The sequence below is a fragment of the Acinetobacter nematophilus genome (genome assembly GCF_026344175.1).
Taxonomy (GTDB): Bacteria; Pseudomonadota; Gammaproteobacteria; order Pseudomonadales; family Moraxellaceae; genus Acinetobacter; species Acinetobacter nematophilus.
The window spans coordinates 280,814-294,595 of sequence record NZ_JAPKMY010000003.1 but is presented as its reverse complement, the minus strand read 5'-3'; the positions used below and the strand labels follow the sequence as shown (position 1 = coordinate 294,595).

At 39.3% G+C, this 13,782-nt stretch carries 11 protein-coding genes; 6 read left to right on the top strand and 5 right to left on the bottom strand.

Going from position 1 to position 13,782, the window contains the following annotated elements:
* Nucleotides 1-217: 217 nt before the first annotated feature.
* Complete coding sequence (gene rnr / locus OSH00_RS08490; protein WP_266130158.1) at nt 218-2,662, top strand: ribonuclease R; 2,445 nt, start codon at nt 218-220, stop codon at nt 2,660-2,662.
* A gap of 56 nt (nt 2,663-2,718) precedes the next feature.
* On the opposite strand, the gene OSH00_RS08485 is transcribed toward rnr, so the two are convergent.
* Nucleotides 2,719-3,522 (bottom strand): barstar family protein, encoded by an 804-nt coding sequence (locus OSH00_RS08485; protein WP_266130048.1) that lies wholly within the window; start codon nt 3,520-3,522, stop codon nt 2,719-2,721.
* A 62-nt stretch (nt 3,523-3,584) separates the two neighbouring features.
* Here OSH00_RS08485 and OSH00_RS08480 point away from each other — a divergent pair, with 62 nt between their 5' ends.
* The 4 genes from OSH00_RS08480 to OSH00_RS08465 all read left to right on the top strand — a co-directional run bounded on the left by OSH00_RS08480 (nt 3,585) and on the right by OSH00_RS08465 (nt 7,048).
* Entirely contained in the window at nt 3,585-4,211 is a 627-nt protein-coding gene (locus OSH00_RS08480; protein ID WP_266130047.1) for a hypothetical protein, read from the top strand.
* A gap of 92 nt (nt 4,212-4,303) precedes the next feature.
* Nucleotides 4,304-6,331: a M3 family metallopeptidase gene (locus OSH00_RS08475; RefSeq protein ID WP_266130046.1), complete on the top strand. Its 2,028-nt coding sequence runs from the start codon at nt 4,304-4,306 to the stop codon at nt 6,329-6,331.
* A 54-nt stretch (nt 6,332-6,385) separates the two neighbouring features.
* On the top strand, nt 6,386-6,595 hold the full coding sequence (locus OSH00_RS08470) for a YheV family putative zinc ribbon protein (RefSeq protein ID WP_266130157.1): 210 nt from the start codon (nt 6,386-6,388) through the stop codon (nt 6,593-6,595).
* A 15-nt stretch (nt 6,596-6,610) separates the two neighbouring features.
* Nucleotides 6,611-7,048: a hypothetical protein gene (locus OSH00_RS08465; RefSeq protein ID WP_266130045.1), complete on the top strand. Its 438-nt coding sequence runs from the start codon at nt 6,611-6,613 to the stop codon at nt 7,046-7,048.
* Between the two features lie 66 nt (nt 7,049-7,114).
* On the opposite strand, the gene OSH00_RS08460 is transcribed toward OSH00_RS08465, so the two are convergent.
* Nucleotides 7,115-8,035: a DMT family transporter gene (locus OSH00_RS08460; protein WP_266130044.1), complete on the bottom strand. Its 921-nt coding sequence runs from the start codon at nt 8,033-8,035 to the stop codon at nt 7,115-7,117.
* Between the two features lie 159 nt (nt 8,036-8,194).
* Here OSH00_RS08460 and OSH00_RS08455 point away from each other — a divergent pair, with 159 nt between their 5' ends.
* A complete protein-coding gene (locus OSH00_RS08455; RefSeq protein ID WP_266130043.1) occupies nt 8,195-8,974 on the top strand; it encodes an AraC family transcriptional regulator in 780 nt (259 codons plus the stop codon).
* A gap of 165 nt (nt 8,975-9,139) precedes the next feature.
* On the opposite strand, the gene OSH00_RS08450 is transcribed toward OSH00_RS08455, so the two are convergent.
* The 3 genes from OSH00_RS08450 to OSH00_RS08440 all read right to left on the bottom strand — a co-directional run bounded on the left by OSH00_RS08450 (nt 9,140) and on the right by OSH00_RS08440 (nt 13,416).
* On the bottom strand, nt 9,140-11,338 hold the full coding sequence (locus OSH00_RS08450) for a TRAP transporter large permease subunit (protein ID WP_266130042.1): 2,199 nt from the start codon (nt 11,336-11,338) through the stop codon (nt 9,140-9,142).
* 335 nt (nt 11,339-11,673) lie between these two features.
* On the bottom strand, nt 11,674-12,252 hold the full coding sequence (gene rrtA, locus OSH00_RS08445; protein WP_266130041.1) for a rhombosortase: 579 nt from the start codon (nt 12,250-12,252) through the stop codon (nt 11,674-11,676).
* A 75-nt stretch (nt 12,253-12,327) separates the two neighbouring features.
* Entirely contained in the window at nt 12,328-13,416 is a 1,089-nt protein-coding gene (locus OSH00_RS08440; RefSeq protein ID WP_266130040.1) for a hypothetical protein, read from the bottom strand.
* Between the last annotated feature and the right edge of the window lie 366 nt (nt 13,417-13,782).

The following is a 13,782-nucleotide window of genomic DNA, read 5'->3' as shown; positions in this document are numbered from 1 at the left end:
GAGATTAAAAAAAATAGAGAAATTTACTCAATTAAATACTTTTTAAGCGTTTTTCATCATTTTGTTGTTTTTTTATGCTGCAAAATAATCACGACCTTAAAAAACATCTCCAATTTCTAAAAAAACCAAATTAAAAACACAATATTGCAATCAATTACGTGCAGTATTCCACAGTATGTCTTATGCTAATCCTATCTTCTGACTAGAAACCAAATACATCATGAAAAATTGGGTCGATCCTGAAGCCAAAGCTGAAGCTGAACGTTACGATAATCCCATTCCAAGTCGTACACTGATCTTAGACATTATTGAACAAAAGCAAACAGCACTGTCACATGCAGATCTTGTAGAACTGTTTGAAATTGTCGATCAAAAAAGTATAGATGCTTTAAGCCATCGTTTAAGTGCGATGGTGCGTGATGGTCAGTTGATGAAAGACGGTTTTAAGTATCAGTTGATGGCAGATCAACCGACCCTTGATGCCACAGTTTATGTCAATGCAAAAGGCTTAGGGGTTGCCAGTCTGGATGGTAAAAAAGAAGAATACTTACTACCAGAACGTGAATTACGCCAAGTCTTTCATGGCGACCGAGTAAAAGTTCAGCAAACCTCTGTAGACCGAAAAGGGAAAGCGTGGGGATATATCACCGAAGTCACTCAGCGCAGAGTGAAGCAGCTTATTGGTAAAGTTGCAGAATTTGAGGGCGAGTACTTTATACAACCTGCAAATCCCAATGCACATCAACCCATAACATTAGAAAAAGAACTCATCGAACATGCAAAAGCCAAAGTGGGTGATGCTTTACGTGTTGAAATCGATGACTATCCAACCCGTGATGAATTTGCAACTGGTCATGTGATTCAATCCATGGCGGATAAAGCAGATACCGAAATTATCATTCCCCAAACCATTTTAGAATATGGTTTACCTTATGAATTCCCGGAAGAAGTCATCAAAGAAGCAGAAGCCTATAAAGAGCCGACTGCAAAAGATCGTCAAGGTCGTATAGATTTACGTGATCTACCATTGGTTACTATTGATGGTGAAGATGCCCGCGATTTTGATGATGCTGTTTATGCAGAAAAACGTCCAGGCGGTGGTTATCGTGTGGTCGTGGCAATTGCGGATGTCAGCCATTATGTGCGAATCGGTCAACCTTTAGATGATGAAGCACAAGAGCGTGGTACATCCGTGTATTTCCCTCACTATGTATTGCCCATGTTGCCTGAAACGTTATCAAATGGACTATGTTCTTTAAATCCGCATGTTGATCGTTTATGTATGGTGTGTGATTTAAACTTGAGCCGTGCCGGTCGTGTGACTAAATTTGAATTCTATCCATCCGTCATGCATTCAAAAGCACGATTGACATACACTCAAGTTGCCCAGTACCTAGACGGCGACAGCAACGCAATTCCTGAAGATCGAGATGTACGTAAATCGATCAACACGCTTTATCAATTGTATGAAACTTTAAAAGGTTTACGTGCACAACGTCATGCGATGGAATTTGAAACCGTTGAAACCTATATGACCTTTGATGAATTAGGGGGAATTAAAGAAATTCTTCCACGCACACGTAATGTCGCACACAAACTGATTGAAGAATGTATGTTGCTGGCTAACGTTGCGGCAGCAGAATACTGTTTAAAAAATGAAGTTCCAATGCTGTACCGTGTGCATGAAGCGCCCGAGTTTTCACGCATTCAAAAAGTTAAAGATTTCGTTAAATTACTGGGTCTTAAATTCCCTGATCAACCGACTCAAGCCGACTATCAAGCCGTGATTGAAGCAACCAAAGATCGTATTGATGCGCCAAGCATTCATGCGGTGTTGTTACGCTCAATGATGCAAGCTTTTTATGGACCAAAAAATGTAGGCCATTATGGCTTGGCTTATGAAGCTTATACGCATTTCACATCTCCAATTCGTCGCTACCCTGACCTGCTCTTACATCGTGCAATCAAAGCCAGTTTAACCAACAAAAAGTATCCACTTTCTGGTGCGGCATTAGATGATGCGGGTGAACATTTCTCGGCAACTGAACGTCGTGCAGATGAAGCGTCTCGTTCTGTTACCTCATGGTTGAAATGTCACTACATGCAGCAACATTTGGGAGAAGAATTTGTCGGTATAATCAGTGCAACGGCTGAGTTTGGATTATTCATCACCTTAAAAGACTTGTATGTCGATGGTATGGTGCATGTGAGTCAGTTGGGCGATGACTATTTTGTTTATGATCAAATGAGTCAAACTTTAATCGGACAAAATCGTGGACAGGTTTTTGGTCTAGGCGATGAAGTGAAGATTAAGGTTGCGGGCGTTAATCTGGATGAGCGTAAGATTGATTTTGAGTTGCTGCAACAACTGTCTCATGCAGGTCGTGCGATTCGCAGTCGTGCGCCACGTGTTGCCAAACCTACCGCAAAAGAAGAAGTTTTCTCTGAGCGTCCAAACAAAGTGAAGTCTGAATCTGATCATGTAAATGTCAGTGAAGATGGAGAACGTCCCTTTCGCAAGAAAAAAGCCAAAGGAAAACCCAGCTCTTACAGTAAAAAATCTGGAAAAAGTACTTCAACAAAGTCTGAATCAAAGACTAAAGATAAAGTGAAGAAAAAAGTAAAAAAGAAAAAGTCGAATGCGAAAGCAAAAGATGAATGATTTTGACTTACTGTAAAATCAGAGAGCTTCGGCTCTCTTTTTTTATAATCAGAGTTTTAAATTTGAATTTTTAAAATGGCATCCTCTTTGAGTAGCTCAACCAAATAATTTAAATCATCAATGCAATTAAAATTTAGCTCGGAACTTTTAAAATTCTTCCAAGTAATATTTAATGACCTACAAATAGGTATTAAATTTTCTCTTGTTAAACAATTACTTAAAGCTGATGTACTATATCCCATATAACCCAAAATGCCACAAACTTGTTCCCCAATATAACAATAAAGATCACTTTCCGAATGTATGTAGTTTCCATCTAAAATAATATGGCTAACTTTTGAAATGTTTTCATTTATGTATTGATTGCAAGTAACCTTATAAGCAACTTTTAACCAACATTCTTTTTCAAACTCATTCAATTCAAGCCATTGTTTTATAAATATTTTATTTTCAGAGTATTTTTTTAAAAATTGATTTTGTTTTAAGAAAAATGCAGTTTTTTCATTTAATGATGGCTCCTCGAATTCTTCATCCCCACCATGAGTAAAGTCATAAACGATCAGATCAGAATTCGTATAATTAAACTCATAAGAAAAATGTAAATCGTTAGAAAATTCTTTATCACCTACACTCAATTCATACATCAAAACAAAGTAGAGGTTGTCAATTTTTCTACGTCTTTTCAGTAAATGTAGCTCATCCATTTCATCTAAGATCTTAGAATTTATGCAATTTTTAAAAACAATTAGATTTCCTGTTAATTCAAATTCATAAACCTCTATCAAATAAATATGTTGCTCTTCTGGCTCTTGGTCCGGATCAAAACTTACTACTTTTAATAAATACTTTTCTTGTACCATTATGGATTTCCCTTATTTTATAATCTATCCATAGCAACTCAAATAACTCTAGCAATAATACTATGAAAATTAAAACCACCCTGTCACTTGTAATACTTTTACTCAGCTGTGTAGCTTCTGCTGAAACCATCATGTTTAAAACTCAAACGATTCCTTCAAAATACACAAACTTTTCAGGAACTATTCCTTTTATCCAAGGCAAAGGCTTTGAAAAGATCAACCAACAGATCAAACACGAACTTTTGGCAGATGATGCTACACGTATCGATTTTAGTGCAGAGTCCCTTTATCAGGATCAAAACTATTTAAGTATTCAAATACATTTAGAAATTGAAGGCGGTCGAAGTTATTATCGTGAAAAATACTACGTGATCGATTTAAAAAACAAACAATTCGTGAACTTGCCACAAATACTCAAAAAATATCAATTGTCGGCAAGCCAGATTTCAAACGAAATTGCCAAACAACTTGATCCATGTGTGGAGGAACAAAAATCAGCAATTACCGAGAATTGTGACAGCGCAGATCTACAATATCTATATCGAGACTATGCAGAAGATCGAAAGATTATTGATCTAGAAAAAGCAGATGGTTTTTATCTGAACAAAGATATCTTAGGCATTAGTTTCGATACTGGACCATTTTCTGTACCTTTTGAATACAACATCAAAACCAAACAGTTAAACTAAGCACTGTGTTAATTTTATTGTCATGCCTTGATTTCGTCGCTTAAAAGCCCTACATCTATCTATAACTTTAGAATTGATTTGGCATGAAGCACATGACTCTAGAAAAGGCAACTTTGCCCGTCCCTCAATTTGATCAAATCACCTTAGATCAACTCAAACAAAATATTGAACAAGCCATTCAAAATGGTCAAAACTTTTTAAATGAATTGGCTCAAGTTCCTGAAACGATTCAGCAACAACTTGCTGTGATTGAAACGGTAGATACACTTGAAAACAATATGAGTGAATCTTGGGGAATTTTGTCACACCTCAATGCGGTCATGAACAATGCTGAAACACGCGAAGTATATCAAGCCTTATTACCAAGCCTCAGCGAATACTACACCCAGCTTGGTCAACATGTTGCTTTGTTCCAGACCTATCAAAATATATATGACAACTCGATTTTTACTGACTTATCAGTAGCTCAACAGAGTGCAATTAAACTCGCTCTCCGAGATTTCAAGCTTTCAGGTGTCGCTTTAGAAGGTCAGGCCAAAAAACGCTATGCTGAAATTTCAGCGCGCTTATCACAGCTCTCGTCAGACTTTTCGAACCATGTTTTAGACTCAACCCAAGCTTATAGCAAAGTTTTAACTACGGATCAGTTAAAAGGTTTACCACAAAGTAGCATTGAATTGCTCAAACAATATGGACAACAACGCGAATTAGACCAACCTGTTGCAACTTTAGATATTCCATCTTATCTGGCGATCATGACCTATGCGGACGATCGGGCCTTACGTGAAGAGATTTACCATGCCTATGTAACACGTGCATCTGATCAAGCAGCCGACACCCAGTTTGACAATGCGCCTGTCATGGTTGAAATTCTGAGCTTACGTCAGGAGATGGCAAAGCTTCTAGGTTTTGATAATTATGCTGAATATTCACTTGCGTCAAAAATGGCACCAGATGTTGCCACTGTAGATCAATTTCTTGTGGATTTAGCAGAACATGCGCGTACTCCAGCATTAAAAGAAGTTGATGAGCTCAAAGCCATCGCTCAACAAGAGGGTATCGATGAACTGAAAGCTTGGGACAGTACCTACTATTCTGAGAAACTTAAAGTTCAACAGTTCAATCTTTCTCAAGAAGATTTAAAACCTTACTTCCCTGCACCTAAAGTAATTCAAGGCTTATTCAATGTTGTAAAACGCTTGTATGGTATCCAAGTGATTGAGCGTGAAGCTCCGCTTTGGCATAAAGATGCACATTATTATGAGCTAGAAGATCAAGGAACTGTGATTGGTGGATTCTATTTTGATCTCTATGCACGTAATGGTAAGCGTGGCGGTGCATGGATGAGTGGCTTCCGGTCACGTATGCAAACTGAAACAGGGTTACAAAAACCCATTTGCTATATGGTTGGAAATTTTACCCCACCAGTAGGCAATCAACCGGCATTATTAACCCATGATGAAGTCAATACCTTATTCCATGAGTTTGGTCATGGTTTACATCATATGCTTACTGAAGTGGATAATATTGCAGTTGCAGGAACACACGGTGTCGCGTGGGATGCAGTAGAATTGCCAAGCCAATTTATGGAGTTTTGGACTTGGGATCGTGAGAGTCTAGCTTTAATCAGTGAACATATCGAATCTAAAGAAACACTTCCAGACCATCTGCTTAAAGCACTGTTAGATGCACGTTTCTTCCAATCCGGTATGCAAACTCTACGTCAAATCGAATTCGCCTTATTTGATTTAACCATTCACAAAATGACGCCTGCACTCAATGCAGAACAGATTCAAGCCACTTTAGATGATATTCGCCATAAATATGCAGTTTTAGCAACTGCCCCTTATAACCGCTTCCAAAATGGATTCAGTCATATTTTTGCAGGTGGATATGCTGCAGGCTATTATTCCTACAAGTGGGCTGAGGTTTTAGCCAGTGATGCATTCGACCGTTTTGAAAATGAAGGCGTTTTTAATACCCAGACTGGACAGGAATTCCGTAAGGCAATCCTTGCAGTTGGCGGAAAAGATACAGCACTTGACGCATTTATCAATTTCCGTGGTCGTGAGCCGAAAATAGATGCATTATTGCGTCATCAAGGTTGGACGAACAGCTAAAAAAACGCTTAAACTAATGGTCAAAATTGTTTAAAGTGTGGTGGGTGTATGAATATTAAACGTCGTTTCATTGCTGGTGCAAAATGTCCTAAATGTGAAGCGATGGATCGTATTGTAATGCTCACTCAAGGCGATGCTGAATGGATTGAATGCATCGAGTGTGGTTACTCTGAAAATCGCCCTACGCAAGTAGATGCGCCTGAAGAGCCAGCCATACCTGATGAAATTGGGGTGATTCAATTCAAGCCTCGCTCTTCAAAATAAATTGGATCTTATAAAATGTATCTAGAACAAAGAAATAATTCGAAATTAATGTGGATCATTGCAGGTGGCTTAATTGCGGTTATTTTATTAGTTGCTGTTTTTTTCTGGTTGAGTCACTCATCCGAAACGACACAAAATAATGAACAAATTCATCAAACTGCACCTGCCAAAAAAGTACCAGAAACTGCTCCAGTTACCGCTCAGCCCGCTGAGCAAAGCGCTGCTTCAGCGGTCAATGTGGAACTGGTTGATGAATCGATTTTAAAAGATAAAATTCCTGATAATGCCAGTTTGGCAAAAGAGGAAGTTGCCAAGTTAGAAGACATTCAAAAACAATTGGATGATCAACACGAGAATCTTAAAGCTCAACATGCGGATGCAGATCAATTGATTCAATTGAAAGAAGAGCAGATTAAATTACTAGAACAACAGCTTGCTGCTCAAAAGCAATAATGCGCTGTATTCATAAAAGCCTAAACAAACATGCTGTTTAGGCTTTTTTTATAGTCAGTAGAAGATTTAAAGTGAATCCAGCGGTGATTTATTTTGTTTACCCCACTGAATCGGTTTCTGCATCATTTGTGCCAATAAAATTCCACATAAAGTTAGACCACCACCAATCAAATGAAAGATTTGTAAATGCTCACCCAGCAATACCACTGCAATCAAAGCAGTAAAAATCGGCAGTAAATTCATGAAAATACTATTTTTATTCGGTCCTAAATGCCTTACACCCTCAATCCATAAATAAGACAACAAAATGGAAGAGAAAATGCTGGCATATAAAATTAAAGGAATAGTGTGTTGATTCAACTGCATTTGAGAGGCAGGCAAAAAAATAAAAAAAGGTAAAACATATATTATTGCAAAACTCGACATGACAAAATTCGCTTGCCACGCAGGAATCGGCATTTTCCAACGCTTTAGCAATACCCCGTATAGCGCATAGCCGATTGATGCAATAAGCATCAACACATCACCAAGATGCATGCCTTGATTAAACACCTGAGAAATATGCCCTTGGCTCAATAAATATAAAATACCATAAAAAGACAATACGCCCCCCATGACCAGACCATAACTGACCTGATCTTTCAAAATCCACGTACTTAAAATAATGGTCAATAAGGGAATCAACGCCGTGACAATCGACATATTGGTTGCAGTGGTGGTAGCAGCAGCCTGATAGGATAAAAATTGGAATAATGAGACAGATAGAAAGCCACCTAAAGCCAAATGCTTCCAGTATTGAGCAATGACTTTACGATTTTTCCATGTGGGAATCAGGACAAAAGTACTCATAACAGCCAAGGCAAAAACCAAACGATAAAATGTAATCGCGACAGGTGAAATAGTATGACTGGCCATTTTGGACACGATGACATTTCCAGCCCAAAACAAAATGGCAAATAAGGGATAGAAATACGCTTTTTGAAACATAAGATTCTGCCTGTACAGAAGGAATCAATCATGTTAAAAAATATTGATTTCGAGCTTATACGACAAAATGACAACAATCATCGGGAAAAGGACATCTTGACGCATGTTTGAATTTTAGGGTGATAGAAATGAGACAGAAATAAATTTGGAGGGATGGGTTTGGGCAACAATTATGACCATGGATTTTTAGATTATCCTGTTTTTGCATTTACTGAAAATTATACCCATGGTCATGTAGAAGATTGGCACAGCCATGATCGGATTCAGCTTATTCATACCCTCACAGGGGTAATTCGAGTACAAACTACTGAGGGAACATGGATCACGCCTCCCGGACGTGGGGTATGGATTCCTGCCTATAAACTTCACGCTTTGCACATCAGTGGTGATGTTCAAGCCTATGGGGTATTTATCGAGCCTCATGCACGCGAAAAGCTGGTAGATGGATGCCGTGTCGTAAATATTTCTCCGCTACTCAAAGAATTGATTCGTCATGCCATGCAGATTCAAAGTCCAATTCAGCCACAGAGCCGCGAACAAAGATTGCTTGAGCTCATTTTGGACGAAGTTGCACTTTTACATGTACTGCCTTTTAATTTGCCCGAACCGCAGCAGATTAAACTGCAAAAGCTCTGCACTACAATTAAAAAGGATCTGGCTCAGGATTGGAGTTTAGAATACGCTGCAGCACTTTTACATATCAGCCCTAAAACACTTACACGACATTTTCAAAAAGAGACCCAAATGCATTTTAGTCATTGGGTTCGCCAAGCTCGCCTGATGCAGGCAATGATTGATCTCGCGATGAATAAGTCGATTTTCAATGTTGCTTTGGATTTGGGTTATGACAGTGCGAGTGCTTTTAGTGCCATGTTTAAACGAGAGACCAGCTTAACGCCCAGTGAATACATTCAACAGTTTCAGTCAGATTCAATCTAAACAGGGTCATCGAGTTTTTCCATACTCATAGACCTATGGATTACAACGATTAACCGATATTGGCTTTAACTTTCACTCAAATATCAGCACTTAAAAGCTGTGATTTCTCTCGATCATCCACAACATCAAAAAAAGCGCCCTAGGGCGCTTTTTAAATTGTGAACATTACTTCGCACTATACCAATCAAATAGATTAAATAAGTAAGGTGCATAGGTTACGATCATTAAGGCAGAGAACAAGACCACGATTGGTAAAATCCAACGCTCATAACGATAGTAGAAGCTGGTGTATTTCGCTTTCGCTTCAGCATCAGCGGCGGCAACTTCAGCATCGCCTACCGAGAGCCTCGTCAGCAAATGATTCAGTGCAACTGGTGGCGTCACATAACCAAACTCGAATGCAACCAATACAATCATCCAGAAGTGGATTGGATGGATACCATTATCAAATGCAACTGGCGCAATCGTTGCAGCAACAAGAATCACAGCACCGAATGGATCTGTCGTCATACCGATCATTGCCAGCAATAACGCCATAAAGCCAAGCGTTACCAAGATACTGCCCAGATGCGTTGGAACCATGGTCACGATTTCGCTACGCTCAATCAAACCACCCACACTTGCAGACAATGCCATCAGGATAATCAGCGCACCAATATGTCCTACACTCTCAGAGGTTGCAAAACGAATCGCACTACGGAAACCACGCTTAGTTTCTGCGGTATCTCCATGCTCACGTAAGTACTCTGAATTCTTTTCATGTTCCAGTGCAAGTGCTTTATTCGGATTTTCTGGAATTGGTAATTTATTGCCAAATAATTTATCAAACAAGATAAATGCCAACAGCATGATTGGAAGAATAACAGGTGCAGTAAACTCATCCATTTGCGTGTCTAAACCGAACTTATAGAAGCCGATCACAACTGCAACAATCAAAATATATGGGATCACAGGTAAGAATGCCCGCAACATACCTGGAACTGCAACTTTGGGTGAGTTAATGCGGAATTTATTTTCAGCAAGGAATAAAGATACCCCCAAGAAAATAAATGCAGTTAACCAGAATACATAGATCCCGTGATCAAATAGCTCATCAGAAGTGACATGGCGGCTATCCAACATTGAGATTAAAATCACCAACAGACATGGACGTAATACCACACCCAATGAACCTGACATTGCTGAAACAGCCAATGCATACTGACGGCGTGCACCAGAATTCCATACTTCTTTATAGATGATCGCACCCGCGGCAACAACGAAGATACCCGATGCGCCAGTATAGGCTGTAGGAATTGCAGCACCAATCAAAATGATCCAAGTCAATGTTTCTGGCGCCAAGTTCCAAGGACGTAAAATCGCCAAGAACAAGTCCATGACTCGGGTTTGAGTCAGCAACATCCCCGCCCAAATGAACAGCGCTAAGTTCAGGAAGATATTAGAGAACTCAGTCAATAAGCCAAGGTAAATCCCTTGTCCCATTGGATAGTCCATAAAGAAAGTAAAGGCAATACCCGTTACAATCGCCATGAAGGCATATAAAGGAATGCTGAGCAGTGCCAGTCCAAAATTCCCACCTTCTTCGGCTGTTTCAGGTGTGCGGAATAATTTATAGAGGCTGATCACGGTCAAGACGCTAAATAAAATCATCCATAACCAATATACCCCTATGGTCTCCAGTGTCGATTCTACACCTGAGTTCTGTACTGAACGATACTGACTAATGACGGAGAAACTGAGCAGTGCATTACCAAGCACCATTGCAACGTTATAAACTTTAAAATCAAGTTTGGTTCGTGCAGGGCGTAAACCAATATGATGCATTTTTAATGATGCTGTGATTGCTGCAATCACCACCATTAAAATTAAAATCAGGACGCGATGTTCAGAACCCCACTTCAGTACCCAGAAAAACCCGGTTTCCATTGAACGATACGTACGAATGGATGGATGATCTTCCATATGCTTCATGGATTTATCATAGAACGCATATTTTTGTTCACAGTCTTTCTGTGCTGAAACAAATGACGCTCGGACATCCGCCTCAGGTGTTAACCCGAAAAACGCAGCATCAGGATCATTGGCTTCCTGTTGCATTTTTTCTTTTACGAGTTTATCGATGTCTTGATTGCGATCACATGAGGGTTGTTTTGGTTCGGCACGTAAAAAGGAATATTGCATTCCAATTTTTTCATCGCCATACAAGCGTTCGCCTAGGCGGAGCATTTGCCCATGGATCATATCCCCTGTCCCAATAATCAAGGTCAGCAGGAGTAGAATAAGGATGGAAAAGGTTGAGAACCACTCATTCCAGAGATAACTGAGTAGACCTAATCCCGATCTATTATTTACAGGTTCTTGCATTGTTATTCCAGTTTTATAACCACTATGCAATTGCTTGCATAACTTATCTTTATTATTAGGTCAGAGGTAAAATCCTTTACCAATACCCATTCCTATCGGTACATCTTAAATTTGCCGTAATTTTGCTAAAAAAAACATGACAAAGATTAATTTTTTTGGCGACCTTTTTGTCAACTCACCTCTAAATTTATAATTTAATATGAGCAAAAATCAGTGTTTATCTATTATTCTTACTAAAATACTCTGAATCATTAAAGAATCAAGAACAAATGTAGGTCAAAATCAATCAATTGTAAGAAGTTAATTTTTTTAAATTTTCTGTTCCCCTTGCAATATCACTCATTGTTTAAAACATTGAAATGAAAAACCAAAGTTAAAATTGAGCAAATACTGCCAAAAATGACACCAAGTAAATGTGCTTGCGTCAATACAGGATGACCAATCAATTGTTCTGTTTGCAAAGCACCAAAACGATATTCCCAAGCGATTTTTCCAAGTATGAGTAAAAGTAGCAAGGCGGCAAATTTACGTTCCTGTGGTTGTTGTAAGCTTACAATTGCACAAAAAATAAATAGACCATGCAATACCCCCGATAAGCCAGCATAAGCAAAAATCTGGGGATAAAACAGATAGAAACAAAGACTGAGCAAAGGCGATAAAACCAGCAACAATAGAATTAAAACTTTTTGTTGGATATTAGGAAATAATAACGGGAGACATGCCAATGCCAGCACATTTAAACTGTAGTGAATCCACCCCACATGTACCCAATGCCCTGTCCACCAACGCCAAGGTTGAGTCAGAAATAAGTCTGATTGATAAATCAGGGTATTTTGAAAAAGCTGTAATACTGCAAAAAAAATGCTGCTTAAACCAATAAACCAAAGATTCTGATTATGCTTCTGTTGGATCATGCGACACCATAAAAAAGAAGAGCTATTGCTCTTCTTTGATTCTAACCAATCTATTCATCAGAAAGAAAATGAATATTATGGATTATTCGCAGGTTCTTCTGCAGGGGCAACAGGATCTTCTGTAGGTGCAGGCAAGTCATTGAATAACTCGTCATCACCAGAAGAAGCTTGTTCATCCCAGAAAGTAGACATACCATCATCAGGTGCGCGTACGCCTGTATTTTCAGTCCAGTAACGATCTGCGATACCTTGGATCATCTGACCCGCCATACCATCTAACAATCTAAACTCAGGGTTTACAGGCTTATCCTCTGCACGAGATGCAGCATAAGCTTTTAATGCAGATCGTAATTTTGCATCATCACCGCTGGCTTGTGCTGCTACAGCATTCATGGCAAATGCCAAACGTACACCTTTTTGTTCTGCAATTTGCATAGACTGTTGTAAAGTTTGTGTCGGATCTGGCTTGCCATCCCCTGCACCTGGTAACAATATCCAAATTACAGCGCGTGTTGCCATTGGCGCTCCCCAGAATTTGTTATTGTCCAAACAGGTCATACCCCGTTCAACAATTGCAGCAATATCCTTGGGTACATTCACTGCACCGCCAGAGTTAATATCATTGGTCATTGCCTGCAAGCCACTCAGCAAACCGATCAGATAAATAGTTTGATCTAAGTCCTTACGCATGGTTGGACAAGAGTCACCCAAGGTATATTTATATTTGGCCTGCCAACGTTCTGCAAATAGTTGATAACCCGTGTATTGACGTTCAGCTGCCAATGCCGCCCAGCGCTTTTGTTCTACACGCGCATCTTGAGCTTCTGTGACTTTACCGTCTTTAGACGCACGTAAATATCTGAGTTCAGCATCCAAGGCGCGATTTTCTGCACACATTCCCGCAGCGGAATACAGTAACACTGCCATACGGGTTGGATCAGCTCCCATATCTTTAGTTGCCATGATTGCTGGGGTTAATGCATTGCCAGAATTACATGCCATATCAGTATCGTTTCCTGCCAAAATTGGCGGCACAATATGCTTCTCACTAAATCCAAGCGCGACATTGGCACCAGATTTAACGACATATGAGCATCCTGATAATACAGACGAAGCAATCACTGCGGTCAGCATCAATTGACCAAATTTATGGGCCTTAGACATACTCCTGTCCTCTATATAATTGTGTTTATATCCTTTTTAAATAACAATATCAGATGCATTCTCCGAATAAAAGAGTAATTGCTCTAATTCTATCTGAACAATTTGACAGACTTCATCGTGCATTCAATTGACCTGATCTTTTTTTTATAGAAATTTTAGGCAAAAAAAAGTAGCATTGCGACGGTTCAGCACATGCTACTTATTAAAAGGTAAACTCTATTGTGAGAGCTTATTGGTTTTAAATTTACTCGCGTTAACTTTGTTATCGTGAGCCTTTTCAATCTGTTCCCTCAGCACAGTTCCTAGTCTTCCAAATATAATTGCAAGCACGATTGCAACCACTAAGAACCAAAACGTATGAATTTC